This window comes from Devosia beringensis, from assembly GCF_014926585.1.
In the GTDB taxonomy this organism is placed as follows: domain Bacteria; phylum Pseudomonadota; class Alphaproteobacteria; order Rhizobiales; family Devosiaceae; genus Devosia; species Devosia beringensis.
Map to the genome: position 1 here is coordinate 749249 of NZ_CP045422.1, position 25775 is coordinate 775023.

Annotated in this window: 26 protein-coding genes; 10 read left to right on the forward strand and 16 right to left on the reverse strand. The window is 63.8% G+C overall.

The genetic code is table 11. The features are described 5' to 3' along the window. Positions 1-19: 19 nt before the first annotated feature. The 12 genes from GDR53_RS03710 to coxB all read right to left on the reverse strand — a co-directional run bounded on the left by GDR53_RS03710 (position 20) and on the right by coxB (position 12881). Complete coding sequence (locus GDR53_RS03710) at positions 20-2899, reverse strand: putative bifunctional diguanylate cyclase/phosphodiesterase (RefSeq protein WP_193337948.1); 2880 nt, start codon at positions 2897-2899, stop codon at positions 20-22. 165 nt (positions 2900-3064) lie between these two features. Next, positions 3065-3688 carry a GNAT family N-acetyltransferase gene (locus GDR53_RS03715; protein ID WP_193336757.1) on the reverse strand — a complete coding sequence of 208 codons (624 nt, stop codon included), beginning with the start codon at positions 3686-3688 and terminating at the stop codon, positions 3065-3067. After that, a complete protein-coding gene (locus GDR53_RS03720) occupies positions 3689-4951 on the reverse strand; it encodes a M16 family metallopeptidase (RefSeq protein ID WP_193336758.1) in 1263 nt (420 codons plus the stop codon). It lies immediately after the preceding gene. A 52-nt stretch (positions 4952-5003) separates the two neighbouring features. Beyond that, positions 5004-6398: a threonine synthase gene (gene thrC / locus GDR53_RS03725; protein WP_193336759.1), complete on the reverse strand. Its 1395-nt coding sequence runs from the start codon at positions 6396-6398 to the stop codon at positions 5004-5006. Positions 6399-6467: 69 nt separating this feature from the next. Next, positions 6468-7238 carry an SURF1 family protein gene (locus GDR53_RS03730; protein ID WP_193336760.1) on the reverse strand — a complete coding sequence of 257 codons (771 nt, stop codon included), beginning with the start codon at positions 7236-7238 and terminating at the stop codon, positions 6468-6470. Beyond that, positions 7235-7588 carry a DUF983 domain-containing protein gene (locus GDR53_RS03735; RefSeq protein ID WP_232846719.1) on the reverse strand — a complete coding sequence of 118 codons (354 nt, stop codon included), beginning with the start codon at positions 7586-7588 and terminating at the stop codon, positions 7235-7237. Before GDR53_RS03735 ends, GDR53_RS03730 begins: the two co-directional genes overlap by 4 nt. Before the next feature lie 66 nt (positions 7589-7654). Further along, entirely contained in the window at positions 7655-8488 is an 834-nt protein-coding gene (locus tag GDR53_RS03740; protein ID WP_193336761.1) for a cytochrome c oxidase subunit 3, read from the reverse strand. A gap of 2 nt (positions 8489-8490) precedes the next feature. Beyond that, positions 8491-9051 carry a cytochrome c oxidase assembly protein gene (locus tag GDR53_RS03745; RefSeq protein ID WP_193336762.1) on the reverse strand — a complete coding sequence of 187 codons (561 nt, stop codon included), beginning with the start codon at positions 9049-9051 and terminating at the stop codon, positions 8491-8493. Beyond that, entirely contained in the window at positions 9051-9233 is a 183-nt protein-coding gene (locus GDR53_RS03750; RefSeq protein ID WP_193336763.1) for a hypothetical protein, read from the reverse strand. The genes GDR53_RS03745 and GDR53_RS03750 overlap by 1 nt, the downstream gene beginning before the upstream one ends. Beyond that, on the reverse strand, positions 9230-10138 hold the full coding sequence (locus GDR53_RS03755) for a heme o synthase (protein WP_193336764.1): 909 nt from the start codon (positions 10136-10138) through the stop codon (positions 9230-9232). The genes GDR53_RS03750 and GDR53_RS03755 overlap by 4 nt, the downstream gene beginning before the upstream one ends. Positions 10139-10230: 92 nt before the next feature. Next, positions 10231-11925: a cytochrome c oxidase subunit I gene (gene ctaD / locus GDR53_RS03760; RefSeq protein WP_193336765.1), complete on the reverse strand. Its 1695-nt coding sequence runs from the start codon at positions 11923-11925 to the stop codon at positions 10231-10233. Positions 11926-11948: 23 nt separating this feature from the next. Next, positions 11949-12881 carry a cytochrome c oxidase subunit II gene (gene coxB, locus GDR53_RS03765; protein WP_232846720.1) on the reverse strand — a complete coding sequence of 311 codons (933 nt, stop codon included), beginning with the start codon at positions 12879-12881 and terminating at the stop codon, positions 11949-11951. Between the two features lie 338 nt (positions 12882-13219). On the opposite strand from coxB, the gene GDR53_RS03770 reads away from it, so the two are divergent. After that, complete coding sequence (locus tag GDR53_RS03770; RefSeq protein WP_408639784.1) at positions 13220-13732, forward strand: invasion associated locus B family protein; 513 nt, start codon at positions 13220-13222, stop codon at positions 13730-13732. Positions 13733-13905: 173 nt separating this feature from the next. On the opposite strand, the gene GDR53_RS03775 is transcribed toward GDR53_RS03770, so the two are convergent. Further along, a complete protein-coding gene (locus GDR53_RS03775) occupies positions 13906-14166 on the reverse strand; it encodes a hypothetical protein (protein ID WP_193336767.1) in 261 nt (86 codons plus the stop codon). A 153-nt stretch (positions 14167-14319) separates the two neighbouring features. Between GDR53_RS03775 and GDR53_RS03780 the strand changes: the two genes are divergently transcribed. Genes GDR53_RS03780 through GDR53_RS03795 form a run of 4 tightly spaced genes read left to right on the forward strand, consistent with a single transcriptional unit; the run spans position 14320 to position 18294 of the window. Further along, positions 14320-15210, forward strand: coding sequence for a LysR family transcriptional regulator (locus tag GDR53_RS03780; protein WP_193336768.1), 891 nt, complete (start codon positions 14320-14322; stop codon positions 15208-15210). A 48-nt stretch (positions 15211-15258) separates the two neighbouring features. Then, on the forward strand, positions 15259-16872 hold the full coding sequence (xseA, locus tag GDR53_RS03785) for an exodeoxyribonuclease VII large subunit (RefSeq protein ID WP_193336769.1): 1614 nt from the start codon (positions 15259-15261) through the stop codon (positions 16870-16872). 46 nt (positions 16873-16918) lie between these two features. Beyond that, the gene (locus GDR53_RS03790; protein WP_193336770.1) at positions 16919-17140 is read left to right on the forward strand and encodes a DUF2093 domain-containing protein; all 222 of its coding nucleotides are present in this window, start codon (positions 16919-16921) and stop codon (positions 17138-17140) included. Further along, positions 17140-18294: a glycosyltransferase family protein gene (locus tag GDR53_RS03795; protein WP_193336771.1), complete on the forward strand. Its 1155-nt coding sequence runs from the start codon at positions 17140-17142 to the stop codon at positions 18292-18294. Before GDR53_RS03790 ends, GDR53_RS03795 begins: the two co-directional genes overlap by 1 nt. A gap of 19 nt (positions 18295-18313) precedes the next feature. On the opposite strand, the gene GDR53_RS03800 is transcribed toward GDR53_RS03795, so the two are convergent. Both GDR53_RS03800 and GDR53_RS03805 read right to left on the reverse strand, forming a co-directional pair. After that, positions 18314-18559, reverse strand: coding sequence for a DUF4170 domain-containing protein (locus GDR53_RS03800; RefSeq protein ID WP_193336772.1), 246 nt, complete (start codon positions 18557-18559; stop codon positions 18314-18316). Between the two features lie 3 nt (positions 18560-18562). Beyond that, entirely contained in the window at positions 18563-19417 is an 855-nt protein-coding gene (locus GDR53_RS03805; protein WP_193336773.1) for a 3'(2'),5'-bisphosphate nucleotidase CysQ, read from the reverse strand. Between the two features lie 268 nt (positions 19418-19685). On the opposite strand from GDR53_RS03805, the gene GDR53_RS03810 reads away from it, so the two are divergent. Together GDR53_RS03810 and GDR53_RS03815 are read left to right on the forward strand one after the other, a co-directional pair. Continuing rightward, positions 19686-20198 carry a DUF6101 family protein gene (locus GDR53_RS03810; RefSeq protein ID WP_193336774.1) on the forward strand — a complete coding sequence of 171 codons (513 nt, stop codon included), beginning with the start codon at positions 19686-19688 and terminating at the stop codon, positions 20196-20198. Positions 20199-20326: 128 nt separating this feature from the next. Beyond that, on the forward strand, positions 20327-21118 hold the full coding sequence (locus GDR53_RS03815; protein WP_193336775.1) for a class I SAM-dependent methyltransferase: 792 nt from the start codon (positions 20327-20329) through the stop codon (positions 21116-21118). 3 nt (positions 21119-21121) lie between these two features. Here GDR53_RS03815 and ubiA read toward each other — a convergent pair whose 3' ends face one another. Beyond that, positions 21122-22054: a 4-hydroxybenzoate octaprenyltransferase gene (ubiA, locus tag GDR53_RS03820; RefSeq protein WP_193336776.1), complete on the reverse strand. Its 933-nt coding sequence runs from the start codon at positions 22052-22054 to the stop codon at positions 21122-21124. A 137-nt stretch (positions 22055-22191) separates the two neighbouring features. Here ubiA and GDR53_RS03825 point away from each other — a divergent pair, with 137 nt between their 5' ends. The 3 genes from GDR53_RS03825 to purD all read left to right on the forward strand — a co-directional run bounded on the left by GDR53_RS03825 (position 22192) and on the right by purD (position 25724). Continuing rightward, a complete protein-coding gene (locus GDR53_RS03825; protein ID WP_193336777.1) occupies positions 22192-22932 on the forward strand; it encodes a 16S rRNA (uracil(1498)-N(3))-methyltransferase in 741 nt (246 codons plus the stop codon). 74 nt (positions 22933-23006) lie between these two features. Further along, on the forward strand, positions 23007-24377 hold the full coding sequence (locus GDR53_RS03830; protein ID WP_193336778.1) for a glutamate--cysteine ligase: 1371 nt from the start codon (positions 23007-23009) through the stop codon (positions 24375-24377). Between the two features lie 75 nt (positions 24378-24452). Beyond that, on the forward strand, positions 24453-25724 hold the full coding sequence (gene purD / locus GDR53_RS03835) for a phosphoribosylamine--glycine ligase (protein ID WP_193336779.1): 1272 nt from the start codon (positions 24453-24455) through the stop codon (positions 25722-25724). Positions 25725-25775: the final 51 nt, after the last annotated feature.

Below are 25775 nucleotides of genomic sequence, written 5' to 3' on the forward strand. Positions count from 1 at the left end.
GCGCCTTGCGCAGGACGGCCTAGCGCTTGAGCTGGAAGGCCAGCTGCTTGCCGAATTCGGTACCCGTCATGGCCGCGCCAAAGACGAAGCCCTGGGCATAGCGACAGTTCAGCGTGCGCAGGCGCTCCAGCTCGTCCTGGTTTTCAACACCCTCGGCGATCACCATCAGATCGAGATCGCTGGCCAGCGTCACGATCGACTTGATGATCGGCACCTGGGTATGGGCGATGCCATGGCCCTCGCTCAGCCGCACGAAGGGCTGGGGAATCTTGATGGTGTCGAAGGGGAAGCGGTGCAGATAGCTCAGTGAGGAATGGCCGGTGCCGAAGTCGTCGAGTGCCAGGCCAAGGCCGAGATTGCGCAAAGCCTGCAGCATATAGGCGGAATGTTCGGGATTGGTCATCACCTGGCTCTCGGTGATTTCGAGCTTGAGGTGGCGGGCCAGTTCCTTGTCCTGGCTGACCAGGCTGCGCATGTCGTTGAGCAGGGTCTCGGTGGCCAGCTGGGTGGGCGAGAGATTGACCGAGATAAAGAAGTCCTCGGGCAGGCCGAAGGCTGTCATCCAATCCTTGGCCTGGGCAGCCGATTGCTCGAATGCCAGCCGGCCGAGCTTTTCGATCTGGCCGGAGCGCTCAGCCAAAGGCACAAACTCGTCGGGGCTGACCGAGCCGCGGGTGGGATGGGTCCAGCGCATCAGCGCCTCGGCCCCGACCATCTGGTTGGTCTGGATATCCATTACCGGCTGGAACTGCACATGCAGCTCGCCATGCTTCATGCCGCGCTCGAGATCTTCCTCGCTGGCGCGGTTATAGGCGGCAATCGAGCGCGCCGACGCGCGATAGGCCTCGATACGGTCGCCGCCCAACCGCTTGGCGTAATACATGGCCAGCTCGGCATCACGCAGCACGTCGACGGCCTCGGCGGGGTTGCTGTCATAGATGGTGACGCCAATCGAGGCAGTCAGCGTCAGGTCGCGGTCGCCGAAGTTGAACGGCGCCTTGAGTGCCTTGCGGATCTGCTCGGCCGTCTCGGCGATCTTGCCGGCGGCCTGCTCGGACGCCAGGATCACGGCGAACTGGTCGCCGGTAATGCGCGCCACCGTATCGAGCGGGCGCATGATGCGGGCAATACGCCGGGAAATGGCCAGCAGCACCGAGTCGGCCGCAGCGTGGCCGATGCGCTCCTCGAGCTCCATGAAGCGGTCGATATCGATAAGGAAGACGGCTGGCTTGGTGCCACCGGGCTGGCGGGCGCGCAGCAAAGCGCGCTCCAGCCGATCAAGGAACAACTGACGATTGGGCAGGCCGGTCAGGCTGTCATGAACAGCATCGTGCAGCAGGCGCTCGCGCGCGGCGCGGTCTTCGGTGACATCCTGCAAGGTGCCGACAATGCGGTTGACCTGGCCGTCGCCGCCCAGCACCGGCTTCACCCGCATGCGGAAGGCGCGGTAATTGCCGTCATGGCTGGCGATGCGCATGTCGGCGGACACCTTGCCGCGGCGCAGTTCGACCAGGGTATCGAAGGCGGTGCGGAAGCGATCGCGGTCATCGGGATGGACGCGATCGAGCCAGAGCTTGATGGCGCCGCGCAGGGCGCCGCGCCGTTCACCCAGGCGCACGGCCAGTTCGTCGCTGACGGCGACGCGATCGCGCTCGATATTCCAGTCAAAGACGAAATCGCCCGAACCGGTTAGCGCCAAAGCGCGGCGTTCGACTTCCGACAGCGTGCCGATGCTGACCTGGCCCTCGGAAAAGGCGTGCTGGACTGCAGTGAAGCCGAGCAGCATGACGATCAGCACAAGGCCGCCGCCCACTGCCGGCTGAGCCACGTCGTTGGAGACCTGGCCGGACACGACCAGCCAGGAATAGAACAGCCAGGCGATGACGATGATCCAGGTGGGTACCAGCAGCACGGCGCGGTCATAGCCGCGCAAGGCCAGTAGCAGGATCAGGAAAAAGCCCGAGAGGCCGAGCAGCGCCAACACCAGCCGGGCAATGGTCGCGGCGATGGCAGGCTCGAAAAAGGCAAAGCCGAAGAGGGCTAGGAACAGAGCCGCCAGCCCGAGCGCCAGATGGACGAAGCGCAGATGCCAGCGATGCAGATTGAGATAGATGAAGAGAAAGCCAGCCAGAGTGGTGGCTATACCCGCCTCGGCGGCGGCGCGCAGCGGCGGGACGCCGGTGGCCGAGAGACCCAGCAGGCGCCCCAGCACGCCGAAATCGATCAGCAGATAGATCAGCACCGCCCAGGCCACGGCAGCGGTGGCGGGAAACACGCCGCGCCCCTTGACCACGAACATGATGGACAGGAATACCGAAGCCAGCGAGGCCACGCCCAGCACTACGCCGCGGAACAGGGTGAAGGAGTTGACGTAGTCGCGATAGGCATTGGGCTGCCAGAGATAGAGCTCGGGCAGGCCGGCGCCGGTCAGTTCGGCGACAAAGGTGACGGTGGCGCCCGGATCAAGGGTGACCTCGAAGACGTCGGCCTCGGAATCGGTCAATCGTACCGGACGAATGCCGGCGCTGGGCGTCAGCGCGGTGATGCGATCGCTGCCCAGATCGGGCTGCACGATGCCCGAGCCGGGCAGACGATAGAACGGCGCCACCAGCAGTCGCTCGATCTGCTGGTCGCTGTCATTGCTCAGCGCAAACAGGGCAAAGCCGGGATCGGTACCCTTTTCGGAAGCCAGCACCTCGATGCGCCGTATGATGCCGTCGGCGCCGGGAGCGGTGGACAGTTCGACGCGACCGCCGTCGCCGGGCCGTATCTCCAGCACTTGGGACAGGTTGACGGCGTTGACATCGTCGGGGACCGAGATGACTTCCAGGGCTTGGGCGGGAGCGAGAGATGCCAGCACCAGGGCAAGACACATCGCGAGTGCATAAAAGTGACGCATCAAGGGCGAGTATATCCTGCGGTAGGCTTCATTGTGGCAGCGATCCGGCGACACACCGAATATTGGCGCGGCACGGAACGGCGTCCTCTTGAGGGGAGCGCCCTTTGGTAGCGGGGTTTGATCCGAGCGACAAGCTTGGCGAACTGTTGCCAAAAAGGCACACAGCTAGACCACCCGTCTGGCAAAGCAGGCCAGCTCGTAGCGTTCGCGGTTGAGACCGAACAGGACATGGTCTTCCCAGCGGCCATTGATCTGCAGATATTTCTCCGCGAAGCCCTCTTCCACGAAGCCATTCTTTTCGAGCACCCGGCGCGAGGCCATGTTGCCGGGCAGGAAGGCGGCGTGGATGCGGTGCAGGTCGAGGGTGTCGAAAACGAAGGGCAGACAGGCCGCCACAGCCTCGGTCATCAGGCCCTTGCCGGCATATTGCTGGCCCATCCAGTAGCCCAGATTGACGAACTGGGCAGCGCGGCGGCGCACATTGGACAGGGTAATGCCGCCCACCAGCGTTTCGTCCCGGCCATCGGGCAGGAAAATGAACAGGGCATAGTCAGTGCCCTCCTCCGCCTCTTCGCGGGCGCGCTTGACCCGGCTGGTGAAGACGCGGCGCGCCAGGTCCGCCTCGGTCCAGCGCGGTTCGAAAGGCATAAGGAAGGCCCGGCTGGAGCGGCGCAGGGATTGCCATTGCTCATAGTCCGACAGCTGCGGCAGGCGCAGGTGCACGCCGGCGCCGCGCAGGCTGATCAGCGATGGCGGCGACGACCAGGGCCAGAGCACGGCTTTGGCCATTCAACGCTTGAGATGATCGCCAATGGCCTGGACGTCCGCCAGATTGCCGATCGGCCCAATGCCGGCCAGGGTGGGCGTGCCCTGGGTGAATATCTGTTCGGCAATCTCCTGCACGCGTCGGGCGGTGATGGCGTTGATGCGGTCCACCGTCTCCTGCATGGGGATGGGGCGACCCCACAGGATCTGCTGGCGCGCCAGCTGGCCGGCGCGGGCCGAGGGGCTTTCGAGCGACATCAGCAGGCCGGCGCGGATCTGGTTGCGGACGCGGATCACTTCTTCGTCGGTGATGTTCTCGGTGGCGCGCTTGAGTTCGTCGAGCACGACCGGGACGAGGTCGGCGACTTCGTCGGCGCCGGTGGCTGCCGCGACGCCGAAGACGCCGCTATCGGCAAAGGCCCAGTGGAACGAATAAACCGAGTAGCAGAGGCCACGCTTTTCGCGGATTTCCTGGAACAGGCGCGAGCTCATGCCGCCACCCAAGATCGAGGCCAGCACCTGCGCTGCATAGAAGCCGTCGGCATTGTAGGCGCGACCCTCGAAGCCGACCACGATATGGGCCTGCTCATGGTCGGAAACCAGGCGTTCCTGGCCGCCCTGATATTCGGCGCGCTGCGGCGCCGGGGCGCCATTGGGCTTGAGAGTGGCAAAGCGCTCGCGCGCCACATCGACCAGGTTGTCGTGGCTGACATTGCCGGCCGCAGCCAGCACCATATGGTCGCCGACATAGTTGCGGTTCATATACTTGCGGATGGTGTCGGAATTGACCGCACGCACCGAATCCACCGTGCCCAGAATGGTGCGGCCGATCGGCTGGCTGGGAAAGGCGGCTTCCTGGAACAGGTCGAATACCTGATCATCGGGATTGTCGCGGGCGGCGCCGATTTCCTGGACGATGACCTGCTTTTCGCGGGTCAGCTCGTCCTCGTCGAACAGCGAATTCTGCAGGATGTCGGAGAGAATGTCGGCGGCCAGCACCACATCTTCCTTGAGTACCCGCGCAAAGTAACCGGTATGCTCGATGGAGGTCGCAGCGTTGAGGTCGCCGCCCACATTCTCGATGGCTTCGGCGATCTGGAGGGCATTGCGCGAGCTGGTGCCCTTGAAGGCCATGTGCTCGAGCAGATGGGAAATGCCGTGCTCGGTCTTGCGCTCGGAGCGCGCGCCTGCCTTGACCCAGACCCCCAGCGAAGCACTTTCGAGATGGGACATGTGATCGGTCAGGATCACCATGCCATTGTCCAGGGTCGTCGTTTCTACGCTCACTCAGGATTCTCCTCAGGCCCAGCGATCCGGTGACCGCTGGTCCCTCTTGTCGCTAGGCAGCGCGCGTGCGCGCTGAAATGAAATCTTCGACCGCCTGAGGGTCATTGGCAAGCACGCTGAGGCGCTCGGGCCGATCATAGAGATCGGCCAGCCAGGCCGGCAGCGCCGGATCGACGCCCGAGGCGGCCTTGACGGCGGCAGGAAACTTGGCTGGATGGGCCGTGGCCAGGGTAATCATCGGCGTCGCGCCCTGCGGCTGCAGAAGGGCAACATGCAGGCCCACGGCGGTGTGGGGATCGAGCAGATAGCCGCTCCCCTGCAGCGTTTCGGCAATGGTGGCGTGGGTGGCAGCCTCGTCTGTGGTGGCGGCGGCAAAGCCGGCGCGGATGGCCTTGAGCGCCGCTTCGGGCACGGCAAAGCCGCCCGACTGCTTGAGGCTATCCATCATGGCCAGCACGGCCGGTGCGTCACGCCCGGCAGCCTCGAACAGCAGGCGTTCGAAGTTGGACGAAATCTCGATATCCATGGACGGACTGATGGTGGGGGAAACCCCATCCATGTCGTAGCGGCCGGTCTCGATGGTGCGGCGCAGGATGTCATTGGCATTGGTGGCAATGACCAGGGTCTCGATCGGCAGACCCATGGCACGGGCGCAATAGCCGGCGAAGATATCGCCGAAATTGCCGGTCGGTACGGTGAAGCTGACTTTGCGATGCGGGGCGCCGAGGGATACCGCTGCGGTAAAATAATAGACGATCTGGGCGACGATGCGGCCCCAGTTGATCGAGTTCACGCCAGACAGGCGTACCCGGTCGCGGAAGGCGTGGTTGTTGAACATCGCCTTGACGATGTTCTGGCAGTCGTCAAACGTGCCCTCAAGCGCGATATTGTGGACATTGGCATCAAGCACGGTGGTCATCTGCAGTCGCTGCACCGGCGAGGTGCGCCCCTGGGGATGCAGGATGAAGATGTCGGTGGTGTCGCGACCGCGAAAGGCCTCGATGGCGGCCGAGCCGGTATCGCCCGAGGTGGCGCCGACAATGGTGGCCCGCAGGCCGCGCTCGAGCAGGATGTGGTCCATCACCCGGCTGAGGAACTGCATGGCGACGTCCTTGAAGGCCAGGGTCGGACCGTGGAACAGCTCGAGCAGGAAATGGCCCGGCGCCAGTTCGACCAGTGGCGCGACGGACGGGTGGCGGAACATGGCGTAGGAATCGTCGAGTATCTGCTTGAGCTTGGCCGGCGCAATCTCATCGCCGGTGAAGCGGCTGATGATGGCATAGGCGACATCGGCATAGGGCTTGCCGGCAAAACCGGCGATCTCGGCGGCGCTCAGCTGCGGCCAGGACTGGGGTACATAGAGCCCGCCATCGGCTGCCAGGCCAGCCAGTACTGCGTCAGAGAAGCCGAGCACGGGTGCCTGACCGCGCGTTGAGACAAACTGCATTGGGGGGAAGCGCCCTTTTAGAATTGTTGCAACGTAGTGAAACCGTCACCGAACCGCAAGTTCGCTGGCTCAGTTGGCGTCGGGGTTCTTGCTGCTGGCCCGCTGCCGCGCCAACCAGAAGCCCAGCATGACGACGGCGACAATGGCAAAGCCGAACCAGGTATAGGCATAGCCGAGATGGTTGTTGGGAAACTCGATCACCGTCTCGCCGCCCTGGGGCAGTTCGCCGGGCGCGCCGGCCGGCAGGTCGACATAGAAGGGCGCGATGGGCGCCAGCATGGGGTCGACCATGGCCGCCAACCGCATTGGATCGCGCACCCATTCGATGCGATTTGACGTGTCGGGCGCGGGGGTCATGAAGCCGGCCGCCTCGCCGGGACGCAGCAGGCCGAAAATGGTCACCGGGGTGACGTCGGCTTCGCCGTCGGTCACGGCGGCTTCCTGCAGCGCCGCGGGAACAAAGCCGCGATTGACGAAGACGGTGCCGCCCTGGGCCAGGACAAAGGGCGTGACCACCCAGTAGCCGGGACCGGAGGCCTGGCCGCGGGCATCGCCGAGGCTGGTGAAGACGGTGACGGTCTGGTTGTAGCGGAAGGCGCCGGTCAGCGTAACAGGGCGGAAGTTGAGATCGGCGAGATCAAGGTTCGCCCACTGGTCGGCACCTGGCACCGGGATCGGGGCGGCGTCGAGGCGTTGGTCGACGGCCAGGATCAGCGCCTCCTTCTCGGCCAGGCGCTCAAGCTGCCAGAAACCGAGCCAGCTGCAGGTGATGGCCAGCGCCAGCATCAGCACCACGAAGGTGGCGGTCTTGATACGACCCATGACCGGCGCCTGCTTCATTGATGCCCCTCATGGGCATCGTGACGATACTGCAGCGCCACCAGCACGCCCTTGAAAGGCGGCAGCAAAGCCAGCGACAGGACGATGGTGGCCGGGATCCACAGCATCAGATGCACATAGGGGGGCGGGTTGAATGCCGCGCTGACCATGAGCGCCAGGATAATGATGATGGGCGCGACGAGGAAGATCACAAAGATGGCGGGACCGTCGCCGCTATCGGCAAAGCCCAGATCGAGAGCGCAAACGGCGCATGTCGGCGCGACCTTGAGATAGCCCTTGAACAGTTTGCCCTCACCACAACGCGGGCAACGGCAGAGTAGACCGGCGACGAAGGGCGAAGGCTGGGCCAAAACAGGTCTCCAAAAAGGTTCGGGGCGCAGCTTATGCCACGCCCCGTGCAATCATTCAGGCGAACCCTAGTGTGACAGTGGAACGCCCCAGGCGCCCCAGACATAGATCGAGGCAAACAGGAACAGCCAGACCACGTCAACGAAATGCCAGTACCACGCGGCAAATTCGAAGCCGAGATGGCGCTCCGGCGTGAAGTCGCCGCGTTCGGCCCGGACCAGGCAGACGGCGAGGAACACGGTGCCGATGAAGACGTGGAAACCATGCAGGCCGGTGGCCATGAAGAAGGTGGCGCCATACATCGAACCGGCAAAGGCAAAGCCTGCTTCGGAATATTCCAGCAGCTGGGTGGCGGTGAACAGCGCGCCGAGGGCGACGGTGAGAACCAGGCCCCAGCGCAGGCCCTGGCGATCATTCTCGAGCAGAGCGTGATGCGCCCAGGTTACCGTGGTGCCGGAGGTCAGCAGGATCAGCGTGTTGAACAGCGGCAGGTGGAAGGGGTCGAACAGCTCGATGCCGGTCGGCGGCCAGACACCGCTGGTGGCAGCGACGCGGGCATATTGCTCGACGTCATCGAGGCGGAAGAAGCCGTCGAAATAGGCCCAAAAAAAGCCGAAAAACACCATCACTTCAGAGGCGATGAACAGCATCATGCCATAGCGGTGATGCATCTGCACGACCGGCGTATGGAAGCCCGTATTGGCTTCCCTGACCACGTCCGCCCACCAGGCATACATGGTGTAAAGCACGCCCACGAGGCCTACAAAGAACACCCACGGGGTCCAGTCATGCATCCAGAAGATGCCGCCCATGGCCATAATCAGTACAGCAACCGAGCCGACAAAGGGCCACGGGCTGGGTTCGACCATGTGATAGTCGTGGTTCTTTTCAATGGCGGACATGGTCAGCTTCCCTCGTTGTCTGAAGCGTAGAAGGTGTAAGAGAGGGTGATCTCTTTGATGGTGTCGAGTTCCTGATTGGTATCAAGCTCGGGATCGACGAAAAAGACGATCGGCATGTCCACGGTTTGCCCGGGCTGCAGCGTCTGCTCGGTGAAGCAGAAGCATTCGATCTTGTTGAAGTAAACGCCAGCTTTTTCGGGGGTCACATTGAAGATCGCCTGGCCGGTGACTGGCTTGTCCGAATAGTTGGTGGCGACGAAATTGACTGTGTCGACGGCGCCGATCCGGTCGGTGATCGGGCTGGCCGGGGTCACCTTCCAGGTCAGATCATGGGACACGTTGGAATCAAAGCGCACCTTCATTTCGCGGGCGATGAGGCCCTTGGGATTGTCGGTGGCGGTCTGTGTCGTGCCGCCAAAGCCGGTCGCCTGGCAGAACATCTGGTAGAGCGGCACCGAGGCATAGGCCAAGCCCACCATGCCCAGAGCGAGGCAGAGGCCAGCCAGGGCGGTACGGTTGTTGCGCTTGCCGGCCGAAACGGCGCCGTGGGAGATATCGGCCATCAGAGCGCCCTATCAAACAGAGCCGGGCCCATCTTGACGATGGTCAGCGTGTAAAAGGTCACGGCAAACAGCGCCAATGCGATCGCCAGGGCAATCGAGCGGCGGCGGCGTACCCGGGCGCGCGCGGCAGCCACTTCCGGGGTTTCCAGTTCGACAGCCCGGACTTCGTCTGGTGCGCTCATGACAGAACTCCCGGCAGGACGTTGAACCGGGCCAGCATATTGTCAACCAGCAGCGCGAAAAACAGCACGAACAGATAACCCAGCGAATAATTGAACAGCGTGCGGGCTGCCTTGCGCATGGCAACATCGGCGCCAGTGGCCAGCAGGCGCCAAGCCAGCAGCAGGAAGCCAGCGCCGGAGAGTACGGCTACCGCGGAATAGACCAAGCCGGCAAAACCAAGCAGTGTGGGCAGCATGGCGGCCAACGCCAGCAGCACCGAATAGACAAAGATCTGCACCTTGGTATGGGGCACGCCCTTGACGTTGGGCAGCATGGGAATGCCGGCCGCGCCATAGTCGGACTGCTTGTAGAGGGCCAGCGCCCAGAAGTGCGGCGGGGTCCACAGGAAGATGATGAGGAAGAGCGCGAGGCTTTCCACGGTAATGGTGCCGGTCACGGCGGCCCAGCCGACCATGGGCGGAAAGGCGCCGGCGGCGCCGCCGATGACGATGTTTTGCGGCGTCGAGCGCTTGAGCCAGACGGTATAGACGACGGCATAAAAGAAGATGGTGAAAGCCAGCAGGCCGCCAGCCACCCAGTTGGTGGCCAGGCCCAGCAGCGCCACAGAAAACACCGACAGCACGACGCCAAAGATCAGCGCCTCGCCGCCCGAGATGCGACCGGCCGGAATCGGCCGGTTCTGGGTGCGGCTCATGATGGCGTCGATATCGGCGTCGTACCACATGTTGAGCGCGCCCGAGGCCCCTGCTCCGATGGCGATGCAGAGCACGGCGATGAAGCCAACCAGGGGATTGATGCCGCCAGGGGCAACCAGCAGGCCGACAATGGCCGTGAACACCACCAGCTGCATGACGTTGGGCTTGAGCAGCGCGAGGTAATCCTCGACGCGTGCTTCGCCCGTCATGGCTGAGAGGTGTCTGCTGTCGTCAACTAAAGCCACTGGCTTTGCTTTCCTTGCGTCGTTTGTCGGGCCGCGCGGACGCGGCCCGGATGCACTCAATGCGCGTTGGTCGATTCGATCTTGGGCAGCGTGGTGAACTGGTGGAACGGTGGCGGGCTGGACAGGGTCCATTCCAGCGTCGTTGCGCCATCGCCCCATGGGCTGTCACCGGCGGGCCGCTTCTTCTTGAAGGCTTCCCAGGTGGCATAGAAGAAGATCGCCATGGCCACGAAGGTTATGTAGTAGCCGATCGAGGAGATGCGGTTAAAGAAGCCAAAGGCGTCCGGATAGTCGATGTAGCGGCGCGGCATGCCGGCCAGGCCGAGGAAATGCTGCGGGAAGAAGATCAGGTTCACGCCGACAAACATGATCCAGAAATGCGCCGCGGCCAGGGTCTCGTTGTACATGTAGCCGAACATCTTGGGGTACCAGTAGTACCAGGCCGCGAAGATCGAAAACACGGCACCCAGCGACAGCACATAGTGGAAGTGGGCGACCACATAATAGGTGTCGTGCAGGGCACGGTCGGCACCGGCATTGGCCAGCACCACGCCGGTCACACCACCAACGGTGAACAGGAAGATGAAGCCGATGGCCCAGAGCATGGGCGACTTGAAGGTGATCGAGCCGCCCCACATGGTGGCGATCCAGCTGAAGATCTTGACGCCGGTGGGCACCGCGATGACCATCGTGGCGGCCACAAAGTAGCGCTGCACGTCAAGGCTGAGGCCGGTGGTGTACATGTGATGCGCCCACACCACGAAGCCGACGAAGCCGATGGCGACCATGGCATAGGCCATAGCCATGTAGCCGAAGATCGGCTTGCGGCTGAAGGTGGAGACGATGTGGCTGATGATGCCGAAGCCCGGCAGGATCATGATGTACACTTCGGGATGGCCGAAGAACCAGAACAGGTGCTGGAACAGGATCGGATCGCCGCCCTCGGCAGGCTTGAAGAAGGCTGTGCCGAAATTGCGGTCGGTCAGCAGCATGGTGATGGCGCCGGCCAGCACGGGCAGAGCCAGCAGCAGCAGGAAGGCGGTGACCAGCACGGACCAGGCAAACAGCGGCATCTTGTGCAGCGTCATGCCGGGGGCACGCATGTTGAAAATGGTGGTGATCAGATTGATCGCGCCCAGGATCGAACTCACGCCCGCCACGTGCAGCGAGAGGATGGCAAAATCCATGGCCGGGCCGGGATGGCCGGTGGTCGAGAGCGGCGGATAGATGGTCCAGCCGCCACCAAAGCCGAGCGCACCCGGGCCGGTGCCTTCAAAGAACAGGCTCATCAGCAGCAGGATGAATGCCGGTGGCAGAAGCCAGAAGGCGATGTTGTTGATGCGCGGGAAAGCCGTGTCGGGCGCGCCGATCATCAGCGGGGCGAAATAGTTGGCAAAGCCACCCATGGTGGCCGGCATGACCACGAAGAACACCATGATCAGGGCATGGGCGGTGGTGAACACATTGTACATGTGCTTGCCCGCGTCGATCGCCGCGTCGCCGTCAACGCCATAGACCATGGCGGCAAGGCCGTGGAAAATTTGGATGCCGGGCTCCTGCAGCTCCATGCGCATGACGCCGGACAGCAGCCCGCCGATCACGCCGGTGATGATGGCAAACACCAGGTACATCACGCCGATGTCCTTGTGGTTGGTCGAGTAGACCCAGCGGCGCCAGCCGGTCGGCGTGTGATTGTCGTGGGCGGCGTCGTGTCCGGTGGCGTGGGCCTGGAGGTGAGCGGTGTCAGTCATGTGGTTATCCCCTGAGCCCTGGTCTACTGCACTGCGGCCAGCGTGGCATTGGCGGCAGCATAGTCGCCACCCTCAAACGCCGCGATGTAGGTGGCAAATTCTGCTTTGGTCACGACGCGGACGGCGATGGGCATGAAGGCATGGTCCTTGCCGCAGAGCTCGGAGCACTGGCCATAAAAAATGCCGGTTTCGCGCGAATTGAACCAGGTTTCGTTGAGCCGGCCGGGGACGGCATCGATCTTGATGCCGAAGGATGGGACGGCAAAGGCATGGATCACGCCCAGCGGATCGGCGGTAACCTGCAGGCGTACCGTGGTGTCGACGGGAACGACGAGTTCGTTGTCGACGGCCAGCAGGCGCGGCTGGTTCGGCTTTTCGGTCTGTTCGTAGTTGTCACCGGGCGCACCCAGGATCAGCGAGGAGAACTCGACGCCCTGATCGACATACTGATAGTCCCAGTACCACTGCTGGCCGGTGGCCTTGACGGTAAGTTCGGGGGCCGGAACCTCGACTTCGCCGAAGGAGAAGATGTTGGAGCCGAGATACTTGCGCTCGCCATCAGGTGTGGTCAGCTGGTCGGACAGCACGCCGAAGGAGGGAATGGCGATAACGATCAGCACGACGATGGGCAGCACCGTCCAGGCGATCTCGACCATGGTATTGTGGGTGAAGCCGGCCGGGACCGGATTGCGCTTGGCGTTGAAGCGGATGACGATCCACACCAGCAGCACCAGCACGAGGACGACGATCAGGCTGATGGTCCACAGCAGGATGCCGTCGTGAAAGCTGACGATGGAGTCCATGATCGGGGTAACCGAGCGCTGCAGGTGATACTGCCCGGGCAGCGGATGGCCGGTGGCTTCCAGCGGAGCATCCTGGGCCACAGCAAGAGCCGGGGCCAGCGCCATTGCGGCCGCTGCAGCAGCGCCCATCTTTCTCAAGAACTGACCGGTCACCATAAACCCCTGTGTCGACTTCAATTGGTGCATCCGCACCGGGATTGAGTGGCAATACAGCGGCATAGATAACGCCGCCCCGACTCAACCTCGGAGCGAAAACTCTTCCGGTGACCTAAATCATATCGCTGCGGGCAAGTCCATTGCGGCTTGACTGTGTCATGCTGCGTCATATTGCGCCGCGCTGGGCCACAAACCGCCTCATCCCCGCCGCACTCTGGGGCGCATATCCCGGGCAATCGGGCGGTTTGCGGGCGGTTTGGTTGACTTGAGCCACAGCCTAGCGGAAACACAGAGCGCCTGGAACAGACCCACGATTCGGCGGGAGTATTGATCGAGTGAAGCGGATTTTGAATCGTCATCTGGCCGGCCTTGGCCTGGCTGTCCTAGCCCTTGCCGCCGGCGGCAGCGCCGTGCTGGGTCAGGGCGTGGTGCGCGCCCAGTATGGTGACTGGCAGATGAGCTGCGACACGCCGCCTGGCGCCAGCTTTGAGCAATGCGCCATCATCCAGAACGTGCTGGCGGAAGACCAGCCCAATGTAGGGCTGTCGGTGATCATCCTGCGCACGGCCGACCGTGAGGCCCGCCTGCTGCGCGTGCTGGCGCCACTGGGCGTGCTGCTGCCCAACGGGCTGGGTCTGAATGTGGACGGCGAAGACATGGGTCGCGTGGCTTTCGTGCGCTGCCTGCCCAATGGCTGTGTCGCCGAAGTCGTGCTGGACGATGCGCTGGTGGAAACGCTGACCAACGGGACGAGCGCGATCTTTGTGGTGTTCAAGACGCCCGAAGAAGGCATCGGCATTCCGGTGTCGCTGAACGGGCTGAAAGACGGCTTCGCCCAGCTCCCCTAGAGCGGCATCCCAAAAAAAGCCGGACAGGTGCAAGCACCGTCCGGCAAGTCATCAGGAAACGGGATCGGCGGCAAAACCGACCCGGGAGATGGCACGCGCTCGCAAAAGCAAAACGTACCAACCTTGGAGGTGCCGACCGCAGCGATGCGGCCGGCGCAATTCATATTAACGGCCTAGAGCCGGGCGTTGCGGGCGCGGGCGGCGTTGAGCACATGCTCGGTGCCGCCATAGGCGCGGGTCGACAGCGCAGCAGTGATGTCGGCCCGGGTAATGCCCAGGTCATCGAGGCGGCCGGAGTCGAGTGCCAGCAAGGCGGTCAGCGCGGTCCGGCGGGTACGGGCGGCGTTTGCCTCGGCGATCCAGCGCGCAAGCGCAGCAAGGGGACTAGACGAGGCGGCCGCTGGTGACCGCTCGCCGGAAAGCGAGATAGCCATGGGAATTCTCCACTCATGGGTTGCGCCAACGGGAGGTTGGCGACGCAGCGCCAGAGGTGCTGGAGCCGATGACAGCAAAATACCGCTCTGGACATTCATTCGTCCAACAAATAGATTTCATCTACTTCATCAATTTGAGTGATGTGAGGGGCCATGGCCGCACCGCTTGATCTGGACCAGTTGCAGAGCTTCTGCGCCATTGCCGATTGCGGCAGCTTCACCGAAGCGGCGCGGCGGGTGAACAAGACCCAATCGGCCGTGTCGATGCAGATCAAGCGACTCGAGGAGCGGCTGGGCCAGTCGTTGCTGGCGCGTGACGGGCGCAGCGTGACTCTGACCGCCCATGGCGACGCGCTCTATGCCCGGGCACGCAAGATGCTGCGCACCAATGCCGAAATCATGGATCATTTTTCCGATGGCGTGCTGGCCGGCTCGATCCGCTTCGGCGTGCCGGACGACTATGCGGTGCGGCTGCTGCCCGTCATTTTGTCGAGCTTCCAGCGGACGCATCCGCGGATTGCAGTCGACGTGGCCTGCATGGCCTCGGAGGAACTGCTCAACGGCATGCGGGCGGGTCGCTATGACCTCATCGTCTTCACGCAGGGAACCGAGCAGAATTACGGCGAATTGTTCCGCACCGAAAAGATGCACTGGGTGACCAGCCATGGCGGGCGGGCCCTGGCCAGCGAGCCGGTTGCCATTGCCTGCGGGCCGTCATGCTGCATCTGGCGCAAGGATGCGCTGGCGGCCCTCGATCGCACCGGCAAGGACTATCGCGTCGCTTACACGTCATCGAACGCCACGGCGATTTCGAGCGCCGTGCTGTCGGACCTGGCTATCGGCTTCCTGCCCGAGAGCGCGTTGCAGCCGGGCATGCGGGTGATCAGCGATGATTATGGGCTGCCGCGGCTGGGCGATGCGCAGATCGCGCTGATGCGGGCCAGCCACGCCTATGGCGGCATCTATGACGCGCTGGCTAGCCATATCGTGCAGTCCATGGGGAACCTGCAAACCGCCCTGCCCGACGCAGAAGCTGCGGAGTAAGCCGGCGCGGCTCTTGACCTGCCCCGGCCGATGTCGCACCAACGCAGGATGGCCGACATCCTCACCAATGCCACCGAATTCAGCGTCAGCGAAATTGCCCAAGCGGTCAAACGCACCGTCGAGGACGAGTTTGGCCATGTGCGCGTGCGCGGCGAGATATCCGGCTTTCGCGGCCAGCATTCCTCGGGCCACGCCTATTTCACCCTCAAGGACGAGGGGGCGGCCATCGACGCCGTCGTGTGGAAGGGCAATTACGCCAAGCTGAGCTTCAAGCCTCAAGAAGGGCTCGAGGTCATCGCCACCGGGCGGCTGACCACCTTCCCGCGTTCGAGCAAATACCAGATCGTCATCGACAATATCGAGCCGGCCGGGGCCGGGGCGTTGATGGCACTGCTCGAGGAACGCAAGCGCAAGCTGGCCGCCGAGGGCCTGTTCGACCGCGAGCGCAAGCGGGCCCTGCCCTATCTGCCGCGGGTCATCGGCGTCATCACCTCGCCTACCGGGGCGGTGATCCGCGATATCCTGCATCGCCTGGCCGACCGCTTTCCCAGCCATGTCATGGTGTGGCCGGTGCGGGTGCAGGGCGATACCTGTGCGACCGAAGTGGTCAATGCCATCGAAGGCTTCAATGCCATGGTGCCGGGCGGGGTCATGCCGCGGCCGGACCTGCTGATCGTGGCGCGCGGCGGCGGCTCGATCGAGGACCTGTGGGGCTTCAACGAGGAAGCGGTGGTGCGCGCCGTTGCCGCCAGCGGCATTCCGATCATTTCGGCCGTCGGCCACGAGACCGATACGACGCTGATCGACTATGCTGCCGACATGCGGGCACCGACGCCGACGGCGGCCGCCGAGGCGGCCGTGCCGGTGCGGATCGAACTGGTCGGCTATGTCGACGATCTGGGCGGAAGGCAGCGGCAGGCCACGCGACGGGTGGCAGCCAGTGCCCGCGACCGGCTGCGGGCGGCGGTGGCCGGCATGCCCCGGCCGGGGGACCTGGTGGCGCTGCAGCGCCAGCAACTCGATCATGCGGCAGCCAACCTCCTGGGCAATCTGCGCCACTCGGTGCAGTCGCTGCGGCTGCGCTATGCGCGCACCGATTCCAAGCTGACGCCGCGCCTGCTGCAGGGACAGCGCCAGGAAGCTGCCGAGAGGCTGCGCAACCTGTCGCTGCGCGCCGAGACCGGGCTGCGAAAGACGGTGGACCGGACGCGTCTAACTTACGATCCGCGCGCGGCGCAGCTGGGCACTTCGATGGTGCGGCTAGTGGAGCGCAAACAGGCGCAATTGGCCCGCATAGCGCCGCAGCTATCCCCGACTACGCTCAAGGCCGAGCTACGCCATGCGCATAGCCAGCTCAGCCCGCTGGCGGCCCGGATGCGCGCCGGCATGGCGCTGGGTCTGGGTGACAGCCGCACCGCTTTGGGGCAATGGGGCAAGCTTCTGGCCTCGCTTAGTTACAAAAGCGTACTTGCGCGCGGATATGCGGTGATCAAGGATGTGGACGGCAACCTGGTCCAGCAGCGGGCCAATCTGTCTGCCGGTGATATGGTGGCCATCGAATTTGCCGATGGAGCGGTCGGCGCGACAATTGCAGGCAGTCCGGTGATCAAGAAGAAACCACGCGACCAACAGGGCAGCGGCGCGCAGGAAAGCCTCTTCTGAACGACATGAAAGCTCGCTATATCACTCAGGCCGAAGGATTTTCAGCATGAACATTTTTGACAAGAATATTGCCCCTGCCGAGGCCGTGATCCGTTACCTGGACGGCGACTATGTCGTGCTCAAGCCGGGCAGTTTTGCCCGCTGCGCCATTACCGGCAAGCCGATCCCGCTCGATGAGTTGTTTTACTGGAATGTTGACCGGCAGGAGGCCTATGCCGATGCCACGGTCGCGAACACCGCGTTCGAACGGTTTGGCCTGGGCGCCTGATGGTCGAGGAAGCGTCTGCCTCACGTCGTCGTTTCCTTTTCATATCCAACGGCCACGGCGAAGACTGGATTGCCGCGGCCATCGTTGCCCGCCTGCCGCGATCGATCGAGGTGGAAGCCTATCCGATGATCGGCGCAGGCAATGCCTATACCGGTGTCTGCCCGATGGTGGGCCCGCGCGCCACACTTGCCTCGGAAGGCTGGCGCAACGTCAAGGGATCACTGCAGCGCGACCTGGCCAATGGCGGGCTGATGACCGTGCCGCCCGCCCTGCGCTTCCTGCGCAGCATCCGCGGCAAGTATGAGCGCATTGTCGTGGTCGGCGATGTCACCGGCGTGCTGGCGGCCTATGCCACCGGCCATCGGGACCTGATCTATCTTGATGTCTACAAGACCGGCGCCGCCCGGCTCTATTCGGCCGCCGAGCGCTTCATCATCAAGCGCGCCTGCAGCACGGTGTTCTGCCGCGCCGACAGCCTGGCGCAGACCCTGCATGATGCGGGCGTCGATGCCCGCTCCGCCGGCAATGTGATGATGGATACCATTCCCCATGGTGGCTATGACGCGGCGTGCCGGCGCAGTAGGCCCCTGGCCGTCACGCTGCTGCCGGGCAGCCGGGCGCTGACCTCGGAGAGCTTCGAGCTGCAGATCGATGCGCTGCGCACGCTGCCGGAAGCGGAACGGCCCGATATCTTCCTCGCGGTGGCCGGCGGCATCAATATCGATGACCTGGCCAAGAAGACCGGATTGCGGCGGACCCATATGCTGAGCGTCGAACCGGACGATCTGGGCGAGCTCACCGATGGCACGCTGACCGTCCACATGGCCCGCGGCGGGGCAATGGGCAATCTGCTCGAAGCCTCGGACGTGGTGCTGTCGCAGGCAGGGACGGCGACGGTGCAGGCTTTGGGCCTGGGCCGGCCGGTCATCACCTTCGTCAATCCGCGCGACCGGCGTTCACGCTTCAGCGACGAGCAGAAGCTGTTCGGCGATGCCCGCACCGTGGTGCCGGCCGATGCTGCCGCGATCGGCGGTGCCGTGCGGCAGCTGTTGGGCAATGATGAAGAGCGGCGGCGGCTGGCCAATCTGGGCCGCCAGCGCATCGGTGGCCCAGGCGCGATGCAGGCGATATTGGAGGCGCTGGAGGCCCCTTAGGCCCCCAGCGCGACCCGGCCTACTTCTTGTCGGTCTGCGGATCGAGCAGGCGGTGCAGGTGCACGATGAAATAGCGCGTCTGCGCGCTGTCCACGGTCATCTGCGCCTTCTGCTTCCAGGCGACCAGCGCGCTGGCATAATTGGGATAGAGACCGACGATATCGACCTTGTCGAGATCGGCGAAGGTCACGCCCTCAATGCTGGAGAGTTCGCCCCCGATCACCAGGTGCAGCAATTGTTCCTTGGGGACGTTGTTTTCAGCCATGGGTCATATCCGTTCATCGGTCGGTTGAGAGTGTGCGGTCGGCGCCGCTTCATCCGGGGGGCAGCCATAGACCTCGATCAGCGCGGCATGCAGCAGCGGTTTTAGGCTCATGTCACCCAAAGCCGCAAGCGCCCCGTGGCGCACATCACGTCTGTTGAATTGCGGGAAGCCGCGGCAGACATCGGCAATGTCGATGCCGCATTCATCCAGGATGACAGTAGCGGCAGCGATATCCCAATCCTGGCTGCCGCGGCGGCTGACCACGGCGTCGAGCTTGCCGGTAGCTACCTGGACCAGGCGATAGGCGAGCGAGGGATAATGCGGGCCGCGGGTATAGTTGAGGCCGGCCTGCTGCAATTGCTGATGCACGGCGCCGGCGGCGGGAATGACCGGCGGCGCGCCGGGGCGACGGCGGCGCTGGATGGGCTTGCCATTGAGCCGGCTGCCCTCGCCCCTGACCGCCTCATAGAGTTCATCGCGCATCGGTGCATAGACAACGCCGGCGACGGGGACGCCATTCTCGACCACCGCCAGGCAGACCGTCCAGCTGTCCTCGCCGCGCAGGAAGCCGCGCGTGCCGTCGATGGGGTCGACGATGAAGACGCGCTCGCAATCAAGGCGTGAAGGATTGTCGACGGTTTCCTCGCTCAGCCAGCCATAGGTGGGGCGCGCCTGCAGCAAGGCGGAGGCCAGATAACGGTCCACCAGGATGTCGGCTTCGCTCACCGGGGAGGCATTTTCCTTGTTCCAGCTCTTTACTTCGCGCCGGAAGAAGCTGCTGGCAATGATGCCCGCTGCCACCGCCGAGGAGCGGAGCAGTTCGAGATCGTCGGCATAGGTGGTGGGCGGAATGGGCATATTCCGGGCCTTTTAGGCTTGCCCCGGCTTTTGGACAAGAGGCCCCGACCATAGCACCCCCATCGGGCCGCAAAGGGCAGCGTTAACAGGCTGCCAAAGGGCTCGGTTAACCGGGTGCTACCTGGTGCAAGACACTGCTAACCCTCTCGAAAAACAAGATAAACTTAACCCAACCGATTAAGGTGGCGGGTAAGTCCTGGCGCTATGTTGAGCCTACAAAGAGAGCACCAAAAACCAGCTCTCGAAGTTGACAGGAAGGCATATTCAGATGGTTCATGGCGTTGCAATGGAAGGGTCCTCGGTCGTTTTGGCTTTCGGCCGGCCCGCAGTGGCGGAGCGCCGGTTCGTTGCCGCAAACGACAACGGCCCCAAGGACCCGATCAAGACCGTCACCATACGCCGCATGCTCGAGCAGAGCGGCGTGGCGATCAAGATCAAGGTGCCGGTCACCGAATTCATCGGCGTCGCCGTGGCGACCGCCATCTCGGAACAGGGCGTGCTGACCAGCTCGATCGAGCTGGTGCATTCCGATCATGAACTCAACTACCGGGTGTTCGAGGAAGACGGCAATCACAACGTCGTCGCCGAATGGCAGAACTGGGGCAAGAAGCTCCGCCTGCCGCTGTTCATCAAGGCCGGTGACGGCGCCTATATGCCCTATAGCCAGCAGGTCGACGGCGTCATGGTTGGCTCGAGCCAGGCCCGCCGTAAGCTGGTGGCCGAGGCCGGTCGCCGCCCCCGCTTCCTCAACCGCCGCAAGCCCGGCCAGCTCGACGCCTAAAGTTTACCTGCCTCCAAAGCACGTCTGAAGGGTTGACCGGTGGTGCGGTCAGCCCTTTTGGCGTTTTACCCCGCTGGTTTTCCGCCAGGACAGGCATATGCTGACCCCGTCAGCGCCGGGAGGCCGAAATGGTCGATAAGGGATTTGCGGGCAGCATCGCGCAGCACTACGACGATGGGCTGGCTTCGTTCATCTTTGATGACATCGCTGCCGATCTGGCCAGACGCGTCGCGGTCAGTGCCCCGCAGCGGGTTCTGGAGACGGCAGCGGGCACGGGCATTCTGACTCGGGCCCTGCGCCATGCCCTGCCCGCCGGTGCAGAACTGACGGCCACCGACATCAGTCCACCCATGCTCGATCTGGCACGGCTGCGTCTGGGCGGCGCAGACGTCGACTTTGTCATTGCTGACGCGACCGACCTGCCGTTTGCCGATGCCTCCTTCGATGCGTTGGCCTGCCAGCTCGGGGTGATGTTCTTTCCCGACAAGGCCCAGAGCTTCGCCGAAGCCAAGCGTGTACTGCGGCGCGGCGGGCTCTATTTCTTGAACGTCTGGGATGGTCACAAGTACAACCCGTTCGGGCGAATCTCCCACGCCGTCGTGGAAAGTTTCTTTCCGATCGATCCACCGCAGTTTCAGCGTATCCCGTTCTTTTATCCATTCGAGGCAATCAAGGACGCGCTTTTGGACGCCGGGTTCCTGGAGATCACCGGCACCATCGTGCGTGCTGACAAGGCGCTGCCGGATGTCGCCCGCCTGGCTCGTGGCATTGTCTATGGCAGCCCGTTAATCGAGCAGATCAGAAGCCGTGGCACGGTCCCTGCCGAAATCATCCTTGCTGCCATGACGACCGCCTTCGCCAGCGAATTTGCATCGGGTAGCATGCCGCTGCAGGCGCTGGTCATGTCGGCTCGCGCCTGATTGCTACCAGACCCAATCGGCCAGAAGCGCCAGCGACAGGGCCACGCCGACATAGTGGTTGCTGTAGAAGCGCGCGCGCGGATTGTCCGGCTGGGCGGGATCGACAGTCCAGACCTGCCAGCCCAGCAGCGCGATGGCCGCCAGCGACAGCACGGCAAAGATTAGGCCGCCGCCGACCAGCACCACTGCCGCGGCCCAGAGCATATAGGCGGCGAGATAGAGCACGGCGACGACGGGGCGGACATGCTCGCCGAACAGCCGGGCGGTCGACTTGACGCCGATCAGCGCGTCGTCCTCGATATCCTGCAGCGCATAGAGCGTATCATATCCGATGACCCAGAGGATGGTGCCGGCATAGAGCAGCACCGGCGCCCAGCTCAGGCCTCCGGTCTGGGAGCTCCAGCCGACCAGGGCTCCATAGGAAAAGGCGAGGCCGAGGAAAGCCTGCGGCCACCAGGTGATGCGCTTCATGAAGGGATAGATGGCCACCAGCACCAACGAGGCCACCGCGGCCCAGACGGTGAAGCGGTTGAACTGGAACAGGACGGCCGAGGCCAGCAGGGCCTGGGCAACCATGAAATAGAGGGCGTCGCGGGCGGTAACCTGGCCGGAGGGAATCGGGCGCGAGCGGGTGCGGGCCACCTTGTCATCGATATCGCGGTCGACAATGTCGTTGAAGGTGCAGCCGGCGCCGCGCATCAGCACCGCGCCCACCAGCATGAGCAGGGCGGCGGGAAAGTCGAAGCCGCGCTCGGGCACGGCAATGGCGGCCAGGGCCAGACCCCAGATACAGGGCCAGAACAGCAGCCAGAAGCCGATCGGCCGATCCCAGCGCGCCAGGCGGGCATAGGGCTTGAGCCAATCGGGTGCATGACGATCGACCCAGTTGTCGGCCTGGGCATCGGCGACGGTGCTGGGCTGGTTGGCATCGGACATGGGGACAACTCCTTGGCGCAAGCTCCCCGCCACGTGCAGAGAATCTTGAGGTCATTGATTAGCAGAAATTCTCGACGAGGCAGAATTGGCACCGTGGAAAGATGACAATGGGGGCGGCGCGATGGTATCAGCGGGCCATGCCCCGCACCCATGCCACCCTGCCCCGCCTTTATGTCGATGCCGATCTTGCTGCCGGGGGCCAACTGACCCTGGGCAAGGAGCAGTCGCTTTATCTTGCGGCAGTGCTGCGCAAGAGTGTCGGGGACGCGGTCGTGCTGTTCAATGGACGGGACGGCGCCTGGCGCTGCGTGCTGACGGCCGACTCGAAAAAATCCGTCCAGCTCGACCTGGTCGAGCAGATCGCCAGACAGACCCCGGCTTCTGACCTCTGGTATGGCTTTGCGCCGCTCAAGAGCGAGCGGCTGGATTATGTGATCCAGAAGGCGGTGGAAATGGGCGTGGGCACCATCCAGCCGGTGATCACCCAGCGGACACAGGTCAGCCGGCTCAAGCATGAGCGGCTGGTGGCCAATGCGATCGAGGCCGCCGAACAGTGCGAAGTGCTCAGCGTACCGGTGGTGGCAGCCGAGATCACGCTGGAAAAGCTGCTCGATGGCTGGCCGGCCGAACGGGTGCTGATCGTGGCCGATGAGGCGGCGGCATCGGCCTCGCCGGTCGAGACGCTTGCTGCGCTCAAGCGACGACCGATTGGCCTGCTGGTCGGGCCTGAGGGCGGATTTTCCGAGATCGAACGGGTCAAAATGCTGGCTTTGCCCTTTGTCGTGCCGATCAGCCTGGGGCCGCGCATCCTGCGCGCCGATACGGCGGCGGTGGCGGGGCTGGCGGTGATTCAGGCAATCATCGGTGATTGGCGATAAAAGGCGATTGCTTTCGGCTTGCGCAACGTTATGTTCCGGCCAACATTGACCCCCTCTGCATCCGAGGACTCCGCATGGCCGGCGCCGATATCGATAGCCCTCTGATTGACTCGCGTGCCGACCTGATCGAGGCGATGGCGCGCGGGTGCAAACCCGAGAGCGAGTGGCGCATCGGCACCGAGCACGAAAAGCACGTGTTCCACACCAATCCGCTACGCCCGGTGGCCTATGACGGCCCCAATGGCATTCGCGCCCTGCTCGAGGGCGTGCAGGCCGAGACCGGCTGGCATCCGTTCTACGATGGCGACAATGTCATCGGGCTGCGCAATGACGCCGAAGCCGGCGGCATTTCGCTCGAGCCCGGCGGGCAGTTCGAACTGTCGGGCGCGCCGCAGGCGGACATGCATGCCAGCGCGGCCGAACTGGCCGAGCATATGCGGATCGCCAAGAAGGTCGCCGGCCCGCTCGACATCAATTTCCTCGGCCTTGGCGTGACGCCGCTCTGGAGCGTCGACGAAATCCCGGCGATGCCGAAATCGCGTTACGGCATCATGAAGCCCTATATGGAAAAGGTCGGCACGCTGGGGACCTCGATGATGTTCCGCTCCTGCACCGTGCAGGCAAACCTGGATTTCTCCAGCGAAGCCGACATGGTCAAGAAGCTGCGCGTGGCCGTGGCGCTGCAGCCGATCGCCACCGCCCTGTTTGCCAATTCGCCCTTCGTGGATGGCAAGGAAAGCGGCTTTCTGAGCTTCCGCAGCCATATCTGGCTCAATACCGACGACGCGCGCACCGGCATGCTGCCCTTCGCCTTCGACGAGGGCTTCGGCTTCGAGCAATATGCCGATTATGCGCTCGACGTTCCGATGTATTTCGTCATCCGCGACGGCTCCTATGTGAACGTGGCCGGCGAGAGCTTCCGGGATTTCCTGCGCGGTGAGCTGCCGCAACTGCCGGGCGACAGGCCCACCATCAAGGACTGGGAAGACCACCTCTCGACGATTTTTCCCGAAGTGCGGCTCAAGCAGTTCCTTGAAATGCGCGGTGCCGACATGGGCGACGAGAAATCGGTGACGGCGCTGTCGGCTTTCTGGACCGGGCTGCTCTATGACAGCGTGTCGCTTGAAGCCGCCTATGAGATGATAATGCCCTGGACCCAGGACGAGCGCGACGACATGCGCCGGGAAGTGCCGCGGCTGGGCATGGAAACGCCGGTCGGCCGCACCAATGTCTATGATTTTGCGGCGCAGGCAGTGGGCATTGCCGAGGCGGGCCTGGTCCGCCGCAACCGGTTGAATGCCGCCGGCCAGGACGAATCCATCCATATGGCGCCGCTGGAAGAGACCATCCGCCTGGCCAAGACCCCGGCCGAACGCTGGCTGGAAAAACTGCACGGCGAATGGGCCGGCGATCTCAGCCGGATTTTCGTCGACGCCCGGATGTAGACGCGGCGCCAACAAATCCTTGCCTCTCCACACGCTCTGGTGCATCACCCCGGCAACAGGTGCGGAGGCAGGTGCATGCGGGTTCTGGTGATTGGTTCGGGTGGCCGCGAGCATGCGCTGGCGTGGAAAATCGCCCAGTCGCCCAGGCTGAGCAAGCTGTTCGTTGCCCCCGGCAATGGCGGCACCGGGGCGGTGGCGGAAAATGTCGCGCTCGATATTACCGACCATGCGGCCGTGGTGGCTTTCTGCCAGAGCGCGGCGATCGACTTCGTCGTGGTCGGGCCCGATGCCCAGGTGGTGGCAGGGCTGGGCGACGATGTGCGCACCGCCGGCTTTACCTGCTTCTGCCCCTCCAAGGCCGCGGGGCAGCTCGAAGGCTCCAAGGGCTTTACCAAGGCGCTGTGCGACGAGATGGGCATTCCCACCGCCGCCTATGGCCGCTTCGACAATGAAGCGGCGGCTTTGGCCTATCTTTACACACAGGGAGCGCCGATCGTCATCAAAGCCGACGGCCTGGCCGCCGGCAAGGGCGTCACCGTGGCGATGAGCGTGGACGAAGCGGAAGCCGCGATCATCGACTGCTTTGCCGGGGCCTTTGGTGCCTCCGGCGCCGAGGTGGTGATCGAGGAATTCATGATGGGCGAGGAGGTCAGCCTCTTCGTGCTGTGCGACGGCACCGACATCCTGCCGCTGACCACGGCGCAGGACCACAAGCGGGCCTTTGACGGCGATACCGGCCCCAATACCGGCGGCATGGGCGCCTATTCGCCGGCTCCGGTAATGACGCCCGAGATCTATCAGGAGACGCTCGAACGGGTGATCTGGCCGACGGTGCGGGGCCTCGCCGCGCGCGGCACGCCCTATCAGGGCGTGCTCTATGCCGGGCTGATGCTGACCGAGACCGGGCCGCGGCTGGTGGAATACAATGCCCGCTTCGGCGACCCGGAAACCCAGGTCATGGTGATGCGGCTCGACAGCGACCTGCTGGACCTGCTGCATGCCACCGCCACCGGCACGCTGGCGGGGCATGAGGCGGTCTGGAAAGACCAGTTTGCCCTGACGGTGATCATGGCGACAAAGGGCTATCCCGGCAGCTATGGCAAGGGTTCGGAAATCACCGGCGCCGATGCCGTCAACTCCGAGACGCTGCAGGTTTTCCATGCCGGAACGCGACGCGAGGACGGGCGTTTACTGGCCGAGGGCGGTCGCGTGCTCAATGTGACCGCGCTGGGAGCCAGTGCGCGGGAGGCGCAGCAGCGTGCCTATGCAGGGGTGGACAGCATTGTCTGGCCAGAGGGCTTCTGCCGCCGCGATATCGGCTGGCGCGAATTGGCCCGCAGCGTCTGAACCTTTCCTCAACCTCGCGGGTCTAGGCTGATGCCAGACAAGGAGCGGGGC